At 35.7% G+C, this 18,146-nt stretch carries 16 protein-coding genes; 7 read left to right on the top strand and 9 right to left on the bottom strand.

The window, feature by feature from the left end:
• Positions 1-191: 191 nt before the first annotated feature.
• Positions 192-656, top strand: coding sequence for a photosystem I reaction center subunit XI (locus tag H6F62_RS04025; protein WP_028083754.1), 465 nt, complete (start codon positions 192-194; stop codon positions 654-656).
• Positions 657-722: 66 nt separating this feature from the next.
• On the opposite strand, the gene gmk is transcribed toward H6F62_RS04025, so the two are convergent.
• From gmk to H6F62_RS04000, 5 genes are all read right to left on the bottom strand, one after another.
• Positions 723-1,319 carry a guanylate kinase gene (gene gmk, locus H6F62_RS04020; protein WP_137908005.1) on the bottom strand — a complete coding sequence of 199 codons (597 nt, stop codon included), beginning with the start codon at positions 1,317-1,319 and terminating at the stop codon, positions 723-725.
• Positions 1,320-1,594: 275 nt separating this feature from the next.
• A complete protein-coding gene (locus H6F62_RS04015) occupies positions 1,595-1,861 on the bottom strand; it encodes a DUF370 domain-containing protein (protein ID WP_015080662.1) in 267 nt (88 codons plus the stop codon).
• Positions 1,862-2,510: 649 nt separating this feature from the next.
• Positions 2,511-2,783, bottom strand: coding sequence for a GlsB/YeaQ/YmgE family stress response membrane protein (locus tag H6F62_RS04010; protein ID WP_028083755.1), 273 nt, complete (start codon positions 2,781-2,783; stop codon positions 2,511-2,513).
• A 172-nt stretch (positions 2,784-2,955) separates the two neighbouring features.
• Positions 2,956-4,338, bottom strand: a complete 1,383-nt coding sequence (gene hemN, locus H6F62_RS04005) for an oxygen-independent coproporphyrinogen III oxidase (protein WP_137908006.1) — start codon at positions 4,336-4,338, stop codon at positions 2,956-2,958.
• Between the two features lie 283 nt (positions 4,339-4,621).
• The gene (locus H6F62_RS04000) at positions 4,622-5,296 is read right to left on the bottom strand and encodes a heme oxygenase (biliverdin-producing) (protein WP_137908007.1); all 675 of its coding nucleotides are present in this window, start codon (positions 5,294-5,296) and stop codon (positions 4,622-4,624) included.
• 425 nt (positions 5,297-5,721) lie between these two features.
• Between H6F62_RS04000 and acsF the strand changes: the two genes are divergently transcribed.
• Entirely contained in the window at positions 5,722-6,798 is a 1,077-nt protein-coding gene (acsF, locus tag H6F62_RS03995; RefSeq protein WP_190371401.1) for a magnesium-protoporphyrin IX monomethyl ester (oxidative) cyclase, read from the top strand.
• Positions 6,799-6,867: 69 nt separating this feature from the next.
• Here acsF and H6F62_RS03990 read toward each other — a convergent pair whose 3' ends face one another.
• Positions 6,868-7,764, bottom strand: a complete 897-nt coding sequence (locus H6F62_RS03990; protein WP_242025904.1) for a metal ABC transporter substrate-binding protein — start codon at positions 7,762-7,764, stop codon at positions 6,868-6,870.
• Between the two features lie 214 nt (positions 7,765-7,978).
• Between H6F62_RS03990 and H6F62_RS03985 the strand changes: the two genes are divergently transcribed.
• The 4 genes from H6F62_RS03985 (at position 7,979) to H6F62_RS03970 (ending at position 13,131) form a co-directional block, all read left to right on the top strand.
• Positions 7,979-8,770: a metal ABC transporter ATP-binding protein gene (locus H6F62_RS03985; RefSeq protein ID WP_137908010.1), complete on the top strand. Its 792-nt coding sequence runs from the start codon at positions 7,979-7,981 to the stop codon at positions 8,768-8,770.
• A gap of 69 nt (positions 8,771-8,839) precedes the next feature.
• Positions 8,840-9,685: a metal ABC transporter permease gene (locus H6F62_RS03980; RefSeq protein WP_137908011.1), complete on the top strand. Its 846-nt coding sequence runs from the start codon at positions 8,840-8,842 to the stop codon at positions 9,683-9,685.
• A gap of 200 nt (positions 9,686-9,885) precedes the next feature.
• Positions 9,886-11,403 (top strand): serine/threonine-protein kinase, encoded by a 1,518-nt coding sequence (locus H6F62_RS03975; RefSeq protein ID WP_190371400.1) that lies wholly within the window; start codon positions 9,886-9,888, stop codon positions 11,401-11,403.
• A 780-nt stretch (positions 11,404-12,183) separates the two neighbouring features.
• Positions 12,184-13,131, top strand: a complete 948-nt coding sequence (locus H6F62_RS03970; protein WP_190371399.1) for a hypothetical protein — start codon at positions 12,184-12,186, stop codon at positions 13,129-13,131.
• A gap of 594 nt (positions 13,132-13,725) precedes the next feature.
• On the opposite strand, the gene H6F62_RS03965 is transcribed toward H6F62_RS03970, so the two are convergent.
• The 3 genes from H6F62_RS03965 to H6F62_RS03955 all read right to left on the bottom strand — a co-directional run bounded on the left by H6F62_RS03965 (position 13,726) and on the right by H6F62_RS03955 (position 17,146).
• Positions 13,726-14,301 carry a YHS domain-containing (seleno)protein gene (locus H6F62_RS03965; RefSeq protein WP_190371410.1) on the bottom strand — a complete coding sequence of 192 codons (576 nt, stop codon included), beginning with the start codon at positions 14,299-14,301 and terminating at the stop codon, positions 13,726-13,728.
• 183 nt (positions 14,302-14,484) lie between these two features.
• Positions 14,485-14,934 (bottom strand): hypothetical protein, encoded by a 450-nt coding sequence (locus H6F62_RS03960; RefSeq protein ID WP_190371398.1) that lies wholly within the window; start codon positions 14,932-14,934, stop codon positions 14,485-14,487.
• A gap of 166 nt (positions 14,935-15,100) precedes the next feature.
• Positions 15,101-17,146 carry an FHA domain-containing protein gene (locus tag H6F62_RS03955; RefSeq protein WP_190371397.1) on the bottom strand — a complete coding sequence of 682 codons (2,046 nt, stop codon included), beginning with the start codon at positions 17,144-17,146 and terminating at the stop codon, positions 15,101-15,103.
• A 212-nt stretch (positions 17,147-17,358) separates the two neighbouring features.
• Here H6F62_RS03955 and H6F62_RS03950 point away from each other — a divergent pair, with 212 nt between their 5' ends.
• Complete coding sequence (locus tag H6F62_RS03950) at positions 17,359-18,144, top strand: HAD hydrolase-like protein (protein ID WP_137908017.1); 786 nt, start codon at positions 17,359-17,361, stop codon at positions 18,142-18,144.
• Positions 18,145-18,146 lie beyond the last annotated feature (2 nt).

The raw sequence follows: 18,146 nt of genomic DNA, 5'->3' as shown, positions 1-18,146 counted from the left end.
ATTTATGGGTTTCATACTTTTCTAAATTAGAAAGTGGCAAAATTAATTTTTCTCAACTTGCTTATGGCAGTTTTCAGAAAAATTATTTCTAATAGAAAAAGCCACCTTTATCATTTGAAGGCCAGCAAACAACACAAGTAGTAAATTCATCACAAACTAACAAGAGTGATTCAAGGAATCTAAAAATACTTATGGCAATAGCAGCAGGACGTGATCCGCAAAAAGGCGATCTAGAAACCCCCATCAATTCCGCTCCTTTGGTGAAGTGGTTTATTAGCAACTTGCCGGCATACCGCGCTGGTTTGAATCCTTTTAGACGCGGTTTAGAAGTTGGTATGGCTCATGGTTACTTGCTATTTGGACCTTTTGACAAATTAGGTCCTTTACGTAACGCCCCCAACGCTAACTTAGCTGGTTTATTGGGCAGTGTTGGCTTAGTTGTGATTTTAACAGCTTGCCTATCCTTATATGCAAATAGCAATCCTGATAAAGCCCTTGCTAGTATTGCTGTACCTAATCCTCCAGTTGATGCTTTCAACTCCAAGGAAAGCTGGAATAATTTCGCCAGTGCTTTCTTAATTGGTGGTATCGGTGGTGCAGTAGTCGCTTTCTTCTTGACAGGTAATTCTGGTTTAATCCAAGGTTTATTGGGTTAATTTGATTTTTGGTAATGGGTAGTAGTTACTAATGTTACCCATTACCAATTACCCATTACCACATACTTATTCAAAAATAGCTTTCTCTATTTCCTTTAAAGCTTGCTCAAAATCGTCATTGATAATTTGTAAATCAAATTCATTAGCAGCGGCTATTTCTGCTTCAGCACGTTTGAGACGACGAGAAATTGCTTCCTCAGAATCTTGTCCCCGTCCACGAATCCGGTTTTCTAATTCTGAAAATGAAGGTGGTAAAATAAAAATGCTCAGGGCGCTAGGAAAGGCAGTTCTGATTTGCCTTGCCCCTTCTAATTCAATTTCTAATAGCACCAACTTACCCGACTGAATATGGTTAAGCACCGCTGCACGGGGTGTACCATAAAAGTTACCAGCAAATTCTGCCCATTCTAAAAATTCACCTTTAGTCACTAATTCTTGAAATTCTTGACGGGTAATAAAGTAATATTTTTGACAATTTATTTCTCCTGGACGTGGAGAACGAGTCGTGGCGGAGACTGAATAATATAATTCTGGATGACGCTGGAGAATTTCATTCATTAAAGTGCCTTTACCGACTCCGCTAGGACCTGTTAAAACAATTAGTTTGCCCAAGGTCGGACATTCTTGGGTATTTTTAGCATAATAGAAAGGTAAGACTGGCATTATCCGTGAAAAGAGTGAGTTAATAAATTAATAAGTGTACATGATTCCTTAGTCTTGTTTTAGCTGGTAAAACAACTAATTGCTATTTTGAATTTGGGACTTGAGATTTTTGCATATCTACAATATAAGCCTTTGCGGCTGCACCTTTGATCCGCACTGTTCAAATTAGCATCAAGACTAAAGAATTTGTAGCACTGGTGACAGAAAACCAGTCTAATCGAGATGGTACGGAGGATATGGTACAAATAGAGTTGGGTTGATAACTATTCCGGTGATTAATTATCTACAACATGATGATCACGGGAAATGACAAACCGGTTGGCTACGGTTTCAGGCTGAATTGCGGAGAGAATTACATGACTAGAATCGGTGATAATTACCGCCCTAGTGCGTCTTCCATAGGTAGCATCAACCAGTTGACCTCTATCCCTAGCATCGGTAATAATCCGTTTAATGGGAGCAGATTCTGGACTAACTATGGCCACGACTCTGTTAGCAGAGACGATATTACCAAACCCGATATTGATTAATTGAATTTCCATAAAAAAAATTTCAGCTAAACGAGAAATGAAAAGCTTGTAGTAAACTTATTCTCATGTTATCGCTAAAGAATGGGAGTTACAACGATTTAAACCTCGTTAAGTTGAGTTTTTTCATAGTTAATGCTTTTTTTGGCTGTATTATCAATCAAATCTACCAAAAATACTCCATAAGATATAGGCACAGTTATATTCATATAAGCTAGTGACCCTTTGGTTTGAATTTAAAATTATCTGGGTTTGGTAAATGATGTTTAAAAAATATCAAGCAGTGTAGGTACTCAAATGTACTGCATTTAATTTGTATAATTATAGCGGACATGATGCCCCCACAACAAGATTTAACTATGTTAGGACTGTATTAGGAATGTAAAATTTAGCTGCGTCACAGCTTATTATGGATATATTGCTACATAAATAAATTATCAGTAGGCAAGAATAAGCTTGTAAGTGAAATTTTATGTAAGTCCTAAATTAGATTCAATCTGAGGAATCTCGAATCAAACCGTAAAAATGTCTGATACAGTGCAAGCTAACAAAGCTAACAAAAGTTTTGACAATATGATATTGGGTTTTCTTGCGTCAACCCAACATTTTATATTAATGAAAAAGAGTTTAATTAATGCTATATCAATAGCTAACGATTAGTAAATTATACTCTGCTACCCCTTTGCCATAATCCCCATAAATAAATAGCAATAATTGCCCCAATAACTGCTACTATTACCCCAGGAATACTTAAAGATGCAGATGTAATTTGTAAAGTTCCTGTGCGAATGAGAGTGAATAAAGTTCCACCAATAAAAGCACCAACAATACCTAATATCATCGTAGATATCATTCCTCCACCTTGATAACCAGGATAGACAGATTTAGCAATTACACCGGCTAATAGTCCCAAAATCATCCAAGTAATAATATTCATTGATTGCTTCCTAAAAAAATTCAACTCATGTCAAATTTATCAAAGCTTAATATTATTTATTTCTATCTAATGACATAATCTGTATCAGTCAAAAGGTATGTAATTAGGACTTATTGATAAATCATAATTACATACCAATTTTGATTAAATTTACTGCAAAAATTCAGCAAAATTAAATAGCGCGAGAGAATTTAGTTTCTCTATTTCTTGTATGAGTATCGAAGAGAACCGCAATATTTCTCACCAGCAATCTCCCAATATCAGTAATATGGATCTCATCAGTAAATACATTGACTAATCCATCATTTTCTAGGGGTTGTAATTCTTGGAGTTCGTAGCAGAAATATTTATTAAAATCAAGATGATATTTCTGTTCAATCTCTAGTTTATTGAGATGAAAATGAGACATTATTGACATAATTACATCCCGTCTAATAATGTCATCTTGGGTTAATTGAATACCTTTACTAATAGGAATTACACCCGCTGCGACTGCTTTGTAATAGTCCTTTAATTCCTTATGATTTTGAGCATAAGCATCTTCCAACATACTAATAGATGTAGCCCCAAAACCAAATAATTCAGTTTCCGCGTGGGTAGTATAACCTTGGAAATTACGTTTTAGTGTACCATGATTTTGAGCGATCGCTAATTCATTATTATTTTTGGCAAAATGATCCATCCCAATAAACAGATACTCATGATTAGTTAATTCCTCAATTGTCATTTTCAGGATATCTAACTTTTCTTCTGCTCCCGGTAATGCTGCTTGGGGAATCATTTTTTGTACAGGTTTAATCCAAGGTACATAAGCAAAATTAAAGACGACAATTCTATCAGCATCTAAAGCCATTGTCTTGTGTAATGTTTCCCGAAAAGTTGCCAAAGTTTGATAAGGTAAACCATAAATTAAGTCTACATTGACACTATCAAAATTAGCCTCCTTAATCCAACTCATGACATTAAAAAGTAGTGATTCTGGTTGAATTCGATTCACTGCTTTTTGCACTTCTGGGTGAAAATCTTGAATCCCGAAACTAATGCGATTAAAGCCAATATCTCTCAAAAATAAGATATATTCTCTGTTCACATAACGGGGATTAATTTCGATAGAAACTTCTGCATTTTCCGCAATTTGGAAATTACGAGTAATATTTTTCCAGAGAAATTCCACTTGTTCAAGTTCTAAATAATTCGGTGTACCTCCACCCCAATGAATTTGTAAAACTTGTCTATTTTTATCAATTAAAGCTGAGGTATTTTTGATTTCCTGTTCTAAATGTTCCAGATACGGTATAGCCATATTCTTGTTATTAGTAATTACAGTATTACAACCGCAGAAATAACAAGCACTTTGACAAAAAGGAATATGAAAATACAAAGATAGGGGAGTTTTTCTTTGATTAGAAGCGGTAATTGCAGTTTGGAAATTTTCCGCTGTGAAAGTATCAGTTAATTCTGTTGCTGGGGGATAACTTGTGTATCTAGGAGCGCGAGTATCATACTTTTGAATTAGATCAAAATCAAACTTAACACCAGGTAATAGAAAAACCATTATAGTCTCCAGTGAATTTGTGTGATGATTGGAAATAATCACAATTGATTTTCCCAATTTCGATTTAATGTTGTAATTTAGGATTTAGCTATTAACAAATAGAATATATTTATCCTATTTGTTTGTGGTGAACATTATTTTTTTAATGAACCACTCCAGACACAGAGAAAATAGAGGAAGAGAATACATAAGATGTTTGCATCTTGTTGAGCATCTTTATATAATTCATCATGTTCAAAATTAATTGAGTGATGAATTATATCTTTGTCAATTATGCAGAGACTCAAATTAAACTATTGTAAGTGTCTTTACCAATAGTCTCTATTAAAATCTTTTCTAACTCTTGAAATATCTGCATATTTAATTTGAAAGCATAGTTAGCTTCTGCGACAATTTTGTCAGCACTTGTATCATCAATGGGGAGTTTATCTAATGCTTGACGATACTTTTCTTTAAAAGCCTGTTTGTCGGGAATTTGCTCAAAATTGTAAAAGGAAGTTCCTGTATATCCAGACAGTTTTAAGGCTGACTGAGCAATTTTTTGGAGCATTTGGCCACCGGAAAGATCACCCAAATAACGAGTATAGGAATGAGCTAATAATAGTGCGGGTTCATGGGTAGAAATTTGTTGAATACGCGCAATATAAGTTTGAGTAGCAGATGAAGGTTTAATGGTTTCTTGCCATTGATTCCCATGATAAAATAACATATCTTGTTTGAGGGAAGATTGGCGATTTAGTTCGGGAAAATAAATTAAACTAATTACAGGATGTTGTTTATGTTTCTCAATTGCTGCTTCTAGTTCACTATAAACAAAATAGAAATTACTCAACAATTGAATAAAACAATTTTTGTCTACAACTCCTTTGATAAAGCATTTCATGAAACCGACATTTTCAGAATTTGTATGCGCTTGTTGCGTTCCCACACGCAGTTTCATTGCTAAATTATTACTCATTGTTTCTTCCCTCTTGTTGATGTCTGTAGTGTTCTTTTCCAAATTTTAGCGACTCGTTTATCAGTTCACAGCCGATATAATTACAGAAAATTGCTATTCTATATGAATAGAGTTATCAGCATAATTTCTCCAGCACAAATCTCCAGCATAAATGTCCAGCATAAATTACTATCAATAGTAATTTCGGCTATTTTTACCGCTCCTGAAATTATTTAACTATTATTCTTTGTATAACTATAAAAGTATTCATATTTATTTATAGTTTCCTAAATACATTTGTTTAGTAAATAGGTATTTAAACCATAAATAAATCCTAGATAATTCAGTATTTTTGTAAGAATTAGTTTCAATAATTTAACTGATGACTAATAACAAATATTCATGCTTATATAATTTTAAGGCAGACAATGGCAAAAGGAATACTTATGGTTAGGTCGTTGGATAAACCACCAATTGAGTTACCGAAATCGGGGGTAAAAACACCCGTTCAAGAAACACTATTAACACCCCGCTTTTATACCACTGATTTTGACACAGTGGCCAAAATGGATATTTCGGGGTATGAAAGGGAATTAAGGGCTGTAATTGAGGAACTCAAAGCAGATTATAATCGTCATCACTTTATACGAGATGATGAATTTAAGCAAGGTTGGGATCACATTGTTGGTGAAAAACGACTGGCTTTTATTGACTTTTTAGAACGTTCTTGTACTTCCGAATTTTCCGGGTTTTTACTGTTTAAAGAATTATCCCGTCGTCTCAAGGAGAATAACCCCTTATTATCAGAAGCATTTGCTTATTTAGCACGAGACGAAGCCCGTCATGCGGGGTTTTTAAATAAGTCAATGGCTGATTTTAACCTTTCCCTTGACTTAAGTTATCTGACTAAAAATCGCACCTATACATTTTTCCCTATAGAGTGGGTTATTTACACGGTTTATCTATCGGAAAAAATAGGTTATTGGCGTTATATTTTAGTATATCGTCACATGGAAAAAAATCCCGAATACCAATTTTATCCTCTATTTCGGAAGTTTGAAAGTTGGTGTCAAGATGAGAATAGACACGGTGATTTTTTCAAAGCTTTGTTACGTTCTCAACCTCAATTATGGAATAATTGGAAATCTCGGTTATGGGTACGGTTTTTCTTAATAACCGTTTTTGCAACTCACACCATGACAGTATTTGAAAGAGGTAATTTCTATGAAATATTAGGTATTCATCCTCGTAAATACAATAATCAGGTAATTGAAGAAACTAACAAAACCGCAGCTAAAGCATTTCCGATTATTTTAAATACCAATCATCCCTATTTCTTCTGGTATTTAGAACAATGTGCATTGTATAATCAGAAAATAATTGATCTCAACAAAATCAACGATTGGGGAATTATCAAATATTTCCAAAAAATTCCCTTAGTCTTGATGATTTTTTGGTATATGTTCAAGATTTTTCTGATTAAACCCATAGACGCAGAAGCAACTCGTCAACAAGTTTGTTAGTTAGGGAAAGGGGAAAGTTGAATGACCAACAAGATTCTCAAATTCTCTAAGAATTTGGGGATCTAATCCTTATTTTTTACTCTTTAATTGAAATGGTGTATATTTCCCACCCAAAGCTTCAACAATAGTGCGGGTATTTGCAACCATCATTTTTATATAAGTATCACTATTACTACCTTTTACCCCAATGGAATCAGAATAAAGTGAAGTTGGTGCTAATTTTACCCCTGCTTCTTCTGCAACTGTTTTAATTAAAGCTGGGTTAATTGTTGTTTCTGCAAATATCGCTGGGACACCTATTTTTTTCACTGATTCTACTAATTTTCTCACCGTTTGGGCGCTTGGTTGTTCCTCCGTACTAATCCCGATTAAAGTTCCAGCAATTGTTATTTTATAAGCATTTCCATAATATTGAAAAGCATCATGAGTAGTAATTAATTTACGGTTTTCTGGGGGAATAGTTTGGATTTGTTCTAAAATCCAAAGATGTAATTGTTGTAATTCATCAATTAACTTATCTGCATTTTCAGTTAACTTATTTTTATCTGCTGGTGACAAAGCGATTAAACTATTTTTAATTGCTTTCACCATTAATATAACATTTTCTGCACTACCCCAAACATGAGGATCTGGAACAATTTTCCCTTTACCTTTATCTAATTTTAAGGATTTGACAACTTCCCCCACAGCTAACTTTTGCGCTTTGTCTCCAGTCGCATTCATTAACTTAATAATTCCCGGTTCTAAATTGTAACCGTTGTACAAAATCAAATTAGCTTTTTCCAAAACTCGACTATCTGCGGGTACTGGTTCATACATATGAGGATCTGCACCAGGTTTCAAAATTCCCGTAATTTGTAATTTTTCTCCGCCAATTTCTTCAGCTAAATCTGCAATAATGGTACTCGTCGCTACAACCTGCGGCGGATTATTTCCACTGTGTAAGGAGTTGGGAGTACAACCCATTACAGCCAAAGATACCAACATTCCCAGACAAAGGGGATTAAACCTAACTCCCAACCCCTTTTTTGTCCTAGAAAGGGAGTAAAAGTCATACATTGTATTAAGCATTAGTTTCATTTATCTCAGTGATTACTTCTAATTATAGATAATTATAGATATTCTCATATTTTTCTCATTTTTATAGTAAACTCAAAAAATAACTATTTTAATCAAAGTTATGCAAAACATTTCTGATTACCGAAAATCTAGTCTATCTACCAAAAATTCAGCAAATATACTTACACAGATCAATATCACCCATCTAAATGTAAATTATCGGACACAGGAAGCATTAAGAGATATTAACTGCACAATTAAACCAGGAAAGATAACAGGTATTTTTGGACCCAATGGTGCAGGTAAAAGTACATTAATGAAAGCTATTTTAGGGTTAGTTCCCATAACTAACGGTCAAGTTATATACCAAAATCAGCCCTTAACCCAGCAACTAGAGAAAATTGCTTATGTACCCCAACGTAGCCAAATTGACTGGAATTACCCCGCCACCGTATGGGATGTAGTCATGATGGGGCGTATTAAAAAAACAGGCTGGTTACGTAGTTTCTCTACAGTCAGCCGCCAAATAGCCACACAAGCATTAACAAAAGTGGGAATAGAAGCATTAAAAAATCGTCCCATTGGTGAACTTTCAGGAGGACAACAACAACGGGTATTTTTAGCCAGGGCTTTAACTCAAGAAGCCGAAATCTTCTGTTTTGATGAACCATTTGTAGGTATTGATCAAAAAACCCAAACTATCATATTTGAAGTCTTTCAAGAACTAGCAAAAGCCAATAAAATCGTCTTAGTAGTTAATCATGACTTAGGTGAATCTATTACCCATTTTGATGATTTAATCTTACTAAACTGTGAATTAATCGCCACCGGTTCACGCCAACAGGTGTTAACAGAAAATAACTTAAATCGGGCTTATAGTGGAAAAGTCATGTACTTTGCTGAAGCAGCATAATAATTAATAAATATCTTCTCTTCCCCTCTTCCTTTGCGTTCTTTGCGCCTTCGTGGTTCATTTTCATCTATGTTGCAAACACTAATTGAACCGTTGCAATATGGCTTTATGCAACGTTCCTTAATCATCGCCATACTAGTAGGATTATTGTGTGCTATAGTCGGTAGTTATTTAATGGTACAACGCCTAGCATTACTGGGAGATGCTATTAGTCATTCAGTATTACCAGGACTGGCTATAGCCTTCATGATTGGTGCTAATATCTTTGTTGGGGCGTTTATTGCGGGGGTTTTAAGTACCATGGCCATAGCCTTAATTAAAACCCGATCTCCCATTAAGGAAGATGCTGCTATGGGCATAGTTTTTTCTGCTTTTTTTGCTCTGGGAGTTACTTTAATTACAGTCATTCAAAAGGATAATAAAATTGATTTGAATCACTTTCTTTTTGGTAATATTTTAGGGGTAACTGTTGATGAAGTCAGGGATACAGCTATTATTGCAGCTATTGTTTTAATGGTAGTTTTCTTATTATATAAGGAACTGTTATTTTACACATTTGATCCTTTAGGAGCGCAAGCTGCTGGTTTACCAGTTAATCGTTTAAATTTTGGTTTAATGTTGTTAATTGCTTTGACAATTGTTGCCAGTATGAAAGCTGTGGGAGTAATATTAGTATTATCGCTTTTAATTACTCCTGGTGCAACTGCTTATTTATTAGTCAAACGTTTACATCAAGTCATGATTTTAGGGGCGGTAATTGGGGTAATTTCTAGTATTAGCGGAATGTATCTTAGCTACTTTTATAATTTACCTTCTGGTCCAGCTATTGTATTAGTGGTTTCTGGTTTATTTACCTTGGCTTTATTGTTTAGTCCTCGACATGGGATTTTGATTCCTAGTGTGAATAGGAAATAAAATTATCAAATTATCAAATCGGTATTTTTATTACATTTAATGCTGGTTTATATTTACATAATTCCACGTAAATAGACTTTGTTTGTGTAGTAGCGATCGCTAATTGCCGTTATTTTACTAAACTGGAAAAGTGTTCACAATTACCGTTATTATATTCTTGAGGTGTTAGATCAAGAGTGCAGCCACCCAGGGGAAAGAAAATGAATGAGATCCAAGGACAACTCCCGATTTTAACTGGAAACAGAGGAAGATACCAACTTCTTGGACGTTTAGGAGGAGGGAGTTTTGGGGACACTTTTTTAGCTATTGATTTAAATACGCTTACTCAGCGCTACTGTGTGATCAAGCGATTACGAATTGATAGTCATCATTCTCCTGAAATAGTTGCAGGGATTAAAAAAGCCTTTGAAAAGGAGGCTAAGGTTCTGGAAGATTTAGGAGATAGAAGCGGTAACATTCCCTGCTTATATGATTATTTTTCCTCAACTGTAACTGACCCCGAACTCAGTACCCCACAGGAGTTTAATTATTTGGTTCAACAATATATCGAAGGAGAGGATCTAAAAAAGGAACTGGAACAACAAGGACGTTTCTCAGAAGCCAAGGTTTTGGCCTTATTAAATAATATTTTACCTGTTTTAAAATTTATCCATAAAAATAACGTTATTCACCGGGATATTAAACCTAGTAATATTATGCACTCCAAAGAAGAAGATAACAAATTCTATTTAATTGACTTTGGAGCAGTTAAACAAGTGATAAAAGGTGATATTGACACCACAGAAACATCTATGGTCTTTGGAACTCCTGCTTATGCTCCCCTAGAACAAATCAGAGGGGAAAAGGTTGATTATTCCAGTGATTTATATGCTTTAGCTGCTTCTTGTGTGCAATTATTAACAGGTGAATTTCCAGACGATTCCCGCGATGTTAATAATCTTTGGAATTGGCAAAAATATCCCCATATTAGTGAACATTTAGGTAAGATACTAGAGCGTATGCTCCAAGAAGATCTTGATCATAGATTCCAGTCAGCACAGGAAGTAATGGAAGCTCTAAATAAAGGAGATGATCCTAGTGATAAAAATAATGGTGATGATCAAACGACAGAAATTATCTCTCCTCCCAAACCTCAATTTATTAAAGTTTTATTGATAACAGCAATTATTTTGACGACTACTGGGGTTTTAATAGCTATTTATCGCTATCAAAATCAAGACTCACAAGTAAATATTAAAACTATTCCTGGTCAACTATTTGAGGATAAACAATTTGGAATTGAGATCAAATATCCTCAAGATTGGAAGGCTGAAAAACAACAATATAGTCCGTTAACCGGGGGAACTATTGCCAAAATATTCCCTAATACTTCTAGTCTGAATCTCGAAGTAGGGCTATTTATCCGTATTGAAGATATACAAAAATCTCAGACTTTATCAGAGTATAATCAGGCTGCTATCGAACAAATTAAAAAATCCGTTAAAAACGTCCAAATTCTTGAACAGCAATCGAAAAAAATAGATAATCGAGAGGGATATCAAATAGTTTATACAGGTGAAGATCAAATTAATAACTTTAGGTTTAAAGCTATGGAAGTTTGGACTATCAGTAATTCAAAAGTTTATATTCTGACTTATAGAGCCGAAGAAAAACTCTATGATCCCTTTCTCAAAGATGTAGAACAAACCATGATTAAGTCTTTTCGTTTGAAGTCTTAAGTACTCCTTTACTTCTACAATCATCTCGTGGGGAGTTATTAGCGAGATTTTCGGCACAATAGTAATTTATCAGTTATGGGTAATTCATAAATTACCCACTACATCCACAACTTTGATCAGATTTGAAGATATTAGTATTAGTATAATATTTCTTGAATGAAAACCCATTGACAATAATTAAGGTTTTTTCTCAAAAAAAGCGCAAGCAGATTATATCTAAAAAGATTGTACAAAAAATAGTTGAGAATTGCAAGCCCTGAAATTAACTTTTTTCGTCAGCTTATTGAGAAAATTCTCAAGATTATTGAGAATATGGGCTAATATAGGGTACTAGTCCTTTTTTGCTGAAGAATGATTTAAATAACTTATTGGATATATTCATATGTATAATAATCCTTGATGATGGTGCGTTACGCTGTCGCTAACACACCCTACTTAATAAACACATTACACCTAAAAACCTAGATTTGTAGGTTGGGTTGAAGCATGAAACCCAACATGAGCGTTGGGTTGCGCTGTCGCTTAACCCGACCTACAAAAAATAGATAAAGCTGAATGGTTGGGTTGAAGCATGAAACCCAACATAAACGTCGGGTTGCGCTGTCGCTTAACCCGACCTACAAAAAATAGATAAAGCTGAATGGTTGGGTTGAAGCATGAAACTAGTTTTTTTAACGAACCACAGAGACACAGAGGACACAGAGGTAGGAAAATAAGAGATATTCACATTTCATTTAGGATTGCTATATAACCCATATCTACTAATTAAAGTTAAAATAAATGACTCGCTTTATACATGATCAATTTGCTAAACAATATCTAACAGAACTATTAACACCCTATGGACAAGTAGAAACCAGTAAAGACATCACCGCAGAAGTCAGACAAATTGACGTATTATTTATCCCCTCATCCCCACCCACCAACCTAGCAACACTAGGCGTATTAGGGAAAATGGCGGCTAATTATGCGGTATTTGAACCATTTCGCAATGCTGTGGGTAGAAGTGAAATCCGCAGTTGTATGGGTAAATTATTTGACATTCATGCCCAGGTTGAACGTCAAGCTAAACGCAATGACACGCGAATAAATGAATCCGAATTAGCTAATTTGTGGATTTTGACTCCTACAGTATCAGTAGAAATCCTCGATAGCTTTAATGCTAGTTTGGATGAGGAAAACTGGGGTCAGGGGATTTACCTTTTTGGTAAAGGATTTAAAACCGTCATTGTGAGTATTCATCAATTACCCAGTACACCCGAAACCCTGTTTTTGCGGATATTAGGTAAGGGAAAAGTACAAAGACAAGCGGTGGAAGAATTGGAAACACTGACAAATAATAGTCCGTTTCTAGCAGATGTCATAGAATTAGTACATAACCTAATTGCTGTGTTATCGGCACGTCAGCGTCAAGAACAAGATATTGATCAGGATGATCAGGAGTTAATTATGAAATTATCCCAAATGTATCAACAACAATTAGAAGAACTGAGAAAACAAGGACTCCAGGAAGGACGAGAAGAAGGACAACAGGAAGGACTTAGGACTGGTGTAGAGAGGGAAAGACGCGCTATCATTGAGAGTATTCTGCAAGTGCGTTTTGGTGAAGTTGATGCCGAATTGACAAAAATTATTAACCCCCTGATGGCCATGAGTAGAGAAGAATTTACTCCTTTACTTCTACAATCATCTCGTGGGGAGTTATTAGCAAGATTTTCGGCACAATAAGCTGTTACGCAGCTAGATCCAATAATCCTGATATTGTTATTTCTTGTGGTGCGGGCATCTTGCCCGCAAGAATTATACAAATTAAATGCAGTACATCTGAGTAATTTATGGGTAATTGATGAATTACCCACTACATCCACAACCTTGATCAGATTTGAAGATATTAGTATTAGTATAATATTTCTTGAAAACCCATTGACGATAATTAAGGTTTTTTCTTAAAAAAAGCCCAAGCAGATTCTATCTAAAAAAATCATACAAAAAATAGTTGAGAATTGCAAGCCCTGAAATTAACTTTTTTCGTTAACTTATTGAGAAAATTCTCAAGATTATTGAGAATATAGGCTAATATAGGGTACTAGTCCTTTTTTGCTGAAGAATGATTTAAATAACTTATTAGATATATTCAGATGTATAATAATCCTTGATGATGGTGCGTTACGCTGTCGCTAACACACCCTAGCTAAATGAAGCTCTTTCTCGCTAATTACAGCAGTTTCCGATATTATGAAGTACAGATATTAATAATAAAACTCTTGTGGTGCGGGCATCTTGCCCGCACAAGGTGTACCTCACTCAAAGCTACTTGCTGCATTAACGACGAATTTTCCTAGCTATACCAGGCCAATTTTGATCAGCTTTTTGAATATTTCCAGGAATGTCCTTTTCCCAGCGTTTTTGAGTGTCCAAATTAACATTTAAGTACAGCTTACCGGACACAATTTTCCAGGCATTAGGGTCAATAGGTGCAGTATATCCTCTACTGACAGCCCAAGCACAAAATCCTCCATATTGCGGAGCGTATTTTTCAGGATTTTTCATAAATAGGTTGCGGTTTTCGGCTGTGGAAAATCGCCAATTTACATCCTGCCATTTATAGGTGAAATTAGCATTACCTGGGGTTGCTTTTCCTTGTTGAAAATAGGCAACGGCATCAAAACCTTTTAAAACAAAGGAGTCTTGGATATTAAACACCTTACCAGCCAGCTTTAAAGGGGTATTAACCGGGGTATTTTGCCTTTGAATAGCATTTGGAGCAAAATTACCATGGTTGGTGGGTTGAAGGCTGGGAATAACGGTTGTAGTGGTTGCATGAGAACGATAACCGGAAGCTAACCCCACCATGAATATTGAGGATGTGATGAAAGCGATAAAATTCTGGTGATTCATAAACTGGTGATTCATAAAAATGTTTATTTGTTTTAGGACAATATCAGGTTCTTACCCCACCCTAACCCTCCCCTTATCAAGGGGAGGGGACTAGATTCCAGTTTCCTCAAGAGGGAATTTTTTGAACAGATGTTAAATAGAATGATGGAAAAGTGGTAAGAATTGTCTTGTTAGAAATTGTCATTAAGAAATTCTCGGCCATTTACCAATCCATTCTCCACCGCGAAAACGCCACCGGGGAAATAATAACCGCATGACTACCCAAGCAGATAAATAAACGGCTAACCAAACTAACCCATAATGTTGAATAAATCTGGTTAAGTCAAATTCGGTTTTAGGAATATGAGGTAAACCGATATTGGCAATTATTAAAGCCAGAAATACCCCTTCTATAACTCCTGCATAAAGTTGAAATATTCCAGGCCAGTCATGGTCCCAGAGATATTTTTGCAGAAAATCATACAAAACATCCCAAGCAATGCCAAATAAACCTACATAAAACACAACCCAAAAGTAAACTAAGTTGGAAGCAATGCCTAAATATCCCCCATAAAAAAGCAGAGAAACTAACATTCCCACTGTTGCTAACAAAAAAATTCGTGTTTGCCAGCGTCCGAATAAAGTTGGAGTCATAATGATATGAGAAGTAGTGTAAATTAAGGTTTTTAGAAAAAATTCAGAAGAATTTAGGACTTACGCATGAGTCACGGAATAACGAACCACTGAGGCACAGAGAACACAGAGAAATGAGGGTTTGAGGAATATTTTCCGTAAGTCCTGGAATTCTGGAATTGAAAAATTAAGGCTTTTGATTCAATGCCCATTTTAGCCATTGCCAAAGGGAATAAATTCCCTGAATATAGCGGACTCCTGGAGCTTTTACAGCAGCCAAAGCCTCGATAGAACGATGGGCAGCATATTGTAGTCCTAAAAATGTGTCTACGGGGGCGTAGGGACCGCCTAAGGTGATAATTCCTGCCCCATATATGCGAGAACGATTATTTCGCAGTTTTTTGATTTCAAAGTTGTTTTCTACATGAAAACGTCCTTCTGGGTTAAAATCTAGGTCGTAATGCAGTATTAGGTCTTTTAAAAATGGACTTTCTAAAGGATCGGAAATCAATCCTGTACAGTCAATCACAAAATCAGCAATTAGGGTTTTTTGACCTTTGCTAGTGACTACATGAGTAACAACTTGACCTTGGGAATTACGTTCTAGTTTGGTGACTAAACCATAATGAATTTCATACCATTTCTGAGCTATTCCTTGACGAACAATGTCGCGCCATTTTTTGCGACTAGCTGTGGTTGTTCCCCCCCAAGCCTGTAATAATTCCCGTCGTCTTAACGGGTCAGCGGCTTCTAGCATTGTTCGCATATCACCGCCCCAAGTTCCTTTTGGCCAGTTAAAAGGTTGAAATTCCCAATCATTTTCTACGTAGCGTTTAGCTGGCTGAAATTCTTGACCTTTGCGGGGGTCTCGGTTTAAATGAATTACCTGAATATGTTTCATTTTTCGGGCTTCATACAGCCTTTCTAATATTTGTGAGGCTACAATTCCCGACCCACGAAGGACAATAGTACCGCCTTTTTTTTCTAATTGTTGGTAAATATGATCATGGGGTTCATAACCTTGAACTACTGTTTTATAATTTCCTGTTTCTTCGGGATATTCTTGACGATATTTTTCCAGGTCTGGTAGTAGTTTGATTGCGGGATAACCTGTGCAGAGATGGACATATTTAGCTAATAAAAATTGGTGATTTCCGTCTTCTTGGTTGGAAGTGGAATAGGCAATACAATAACGCCCGTCTTCCGTTTGTCGTAGACTACGAATACTGCCATATTCTAACATTTTACCCCAACTAATGCGATCGCTCTCCCGGTCCATGGACTCAAATACATCTCGTCCACGGGGGGTGTAGGTATCTGCATAAACAGGTTCAGCAAAAACTTGCCACAAAAATCCTAAAGCTGCACCAACTTGTCCAGAAAAGAAGGATCTCCAAGCATCTCTTAAAGCATATCCTGGCCAGCCCCAAATATTATCAGGACAGGAATCTGAACCGGAACGAATTCGTTTATGTCGGGGAATTTGACAATTTTTCAGTAGGCTTTCATAGCGTTTATAAGGTTTGTCTTGAACACTCAAAACTTTAATATTTTCCGGTTTAACTCCCGCAATTCTCAACATATCCACCCAAACAAAACTGCCCATTCCTCCCCCGCAGGCCACATATTCTGTTTCTCTGACTAAAATACCACTGCGACGAATAGCTTCTAGGGGAACCTTTTCTGCATTCCAAAAGTTGAAATTATAGGGAAAACCCGCTATTTGAATGGGTACAGCGTCGGGAGTTTGTTGTTCTAAAGCATCCGTATAAGGATTAAAAATGATGGATGATTGAGAATCTGGTAATTTCCGCACCCTAGATACGGGAATAATCTCCGATTGGGGGTTAAAAATTGTGGACTTACCTTCAAGTACAATGGTAATATTCTCATCCCCAGATCGAATGAGGATAACGGTAATGGTGTAGTTACCTATTCCCAGTCTATCCCCACTGATTAAAGTCCGACGTTGTTTAAGTAGTTTTTCACCGTTAACAAGAGTGCCATTGGCGCTCTTGTCTTCTATATAAAGCTGATTGTTTTCTAAGGTAATTTGAGCATGAAAGCGAGAAATTTGCTTATGAGAGTCTAATAAAACTATAGGAGACACCGTTTCACCATTGATAACCGCAGGAAGTTGACTCATATCCCTGCCGATAGCTACTGGTAGGTTAAAAACCTGTTCTTCCTGCTCCTGTGTCAGTTTATTTTCGGAAATCAGTTTGATTTGCATGGTTTTGATGCCCCCATTTACATCTTGAGATATTATTGATAATATTAATACATTAATATTCTGCTCCATTTCCATATCAGTACTGAAAAACTTTAAAATAATTTTATGTTTTTATGTTTTTATTTCTTATTTGCTATTTTAAAGGTTAATCGCTACATATCTGGCTATCAAGGTGCGGTAAACTAACAAAAGCAGTTTTTCACCTCAGAACAATGACAGCAAATAGTCCCACGATTTTGGCTTTAGACTTTGATGGAGTGGTTTGCGATGGACTAATTGAGTATTTTGAGGTAGCATGGCGTACCTACTGTCAAATTTGGTCGCCGGTTGACGATACACTACCAGATGATTTAGCTTTGAGATTCTATCGCTTACGTCCTGTAATTGAAACCGGTTGGGAAATGCCTGTTTTAATTAAAGCTTTAATTGCAGGTTTTTCTGATGCTCAAATCCTGCAATCATGGACAACTATTACCGCCGAAATTTTAGTAGCAAATAACTTAGAAGCAAAAGCAGTTTCTACACAATTAGATAATTTGCGAGATGAATGGATTGAGAAAGATTTAGATGGTTGGTTAAGTCTACATAGATTTTATCCTGGTGTCATTGAAAGACTGAAAATAACTCTTGAGACTCAAGTTCAGTTATATATTGTCACTACTAAAGAAGGGCGATTTGTCAAGCAATTGTTACAACAAGAAGGAGTTAATTTACCATCAGAAAATATTTTTGGTAAAGAGGTAAAACGCCCAAAATATGCAACTTTACGAGAATTAATCAAGAAAGCAAATACCCAAACTGTTAATTTATGGTTTGTTGAAGATAGATTAAAAACTTTACAATTAGTGCAACAACAATCAGACTTAAATCATGTAAAACTTTTTCTCGCAGATTGGGGTTATAATACTTCATTAGAACGGGAAGCAGGAAAAAATGATTCCCGTATTCAACTAATATCACTTTCTCATTTTACTTACGATTTTGCAACCTGGTTGTAATT

This window comes from Anabaena sp. FACHB-1391 (genome assembly GCF_014696755.1).
GTDB classification, from domain to species: Bacteria; Cyanobacteriota; Cyanobacteriia; order Cyanobacteriales; family Nostocaceae; genus Dolichospermum; species Dolichospermum planctonicum.
The sequence above is the reverse complement of the archived record's forward strand: the minus strand, read 5'-3'. Positions and strand labels throughout refer to the sequence as shown.

Bases quoted from the DNA above. Each gene is read 5' to 3' on its own strand.
- H6F62_RS04025 (WP_028083754.1), top strand. From the start codon at position 192: ATGGCAATAGCAGCAGGACGTGATCCGCAAAAAGGCGATCTAGAAACC.
- gmk (WP_137908005.1), bottom strand. From the start codon at position 1,319: ATGCCAGTCTTACCTTTCTATTATGCTAAAAATACCCAAGAATGTCCG.
- H6F62_RS04015 (WP_015080662.1), bottom strand. From the start codon at position 1,861: ATGGAAATTCAATTAATCAATATCGGGTTTGGTAATATCGTCTCTGCT.
- H6F62_RS04010 (WP_028083755.1), bottom strand. From the start codon at position 2,783: ATGAATATTATTACTTGGATGATTTTGGGACTATTAGCCGGTGTAATT.
- hemN (WP_137908006.1), bottom strand. From the start codon at position 4,338: ATGGTTTTTCTATTACCTGGTGTTAAGTTTGATTTTGATCTAATTCAA.
- H6F62_RS04000 (WP_137908007.1), bottom strand. From the start codon at position 5,296: ATGAGTAATAATTTAGCAATGAAACTGCGTGTGGGAACGCAACAAGCG.
- acsF (WP_190371401.1), top strand. From the start codon at position 5,722: ATGGTTAGGTCGTTGGATAAACCACCAATTGAGTTACCGAAATCGGGG.
- H6F62_RS03990 (WP_242025904.1), bottom strand. From the start codon at position 7,764: ATGGGTTGTACTCCCAACTCCTTACACAGTGGAAATAATCCGCCGCAG.
- H6F62_RS03985 (WP_137908010.1), top strand. From the start codon at position 7,979: ATGCAAAACATTTCTGATTACCGAAAATCTAGTCTATCTACCAAAAAT.
- H6F62_RS03980 (WP_137908011.1), top strand. From the start codon at position 8,840: ATGTTGCAAACACTAATTGAACCGTTGCAATATGGCTTTATGCAACGT.
- H6F62_RS03975 (WP_190371400.1), top strand. From the start codon at position 9,886: ATGAATGAGATCCAAGGACAACTCCCGATTTTAACTGGAAACAGAGGA.
- H6F62_RS03970 (WP_190371399.1), top strand. From the start codon at position 12,184: ATGACTCGCTTTATACATGATCAATTTGCTAAACAATATCTAACAGAA.
- H6F62_RS03965 (WP_190371410.1), bottom strand. From the start codon at position 14,301: ATGAATCACCAGAATTTTATCGCTTTCATCACATCCTCAATATTCATG.
- H6F62_RS03960 (WP_190371398.1), bottom strand. From the start codon at position 14,934: ATGACTCCAACTTTATTCGGACGCTGGCAAACACGAATTTTTTTGTTA.
- H6F62_RS03955 (WP_190371397.1), bottom strand. From the start codon at position 17,146: ATGCAAATCAAACTGATTTCCGAAAATAAACTGACACAGGAGCAGGAA.
- H6F62_RS03950 (WP_137908017.1), top strand. From the start codon at position 17,359: ATGACAGCAAATAGTCCCACGATTTTGGCTTTAGACTTTGATGGAGTG.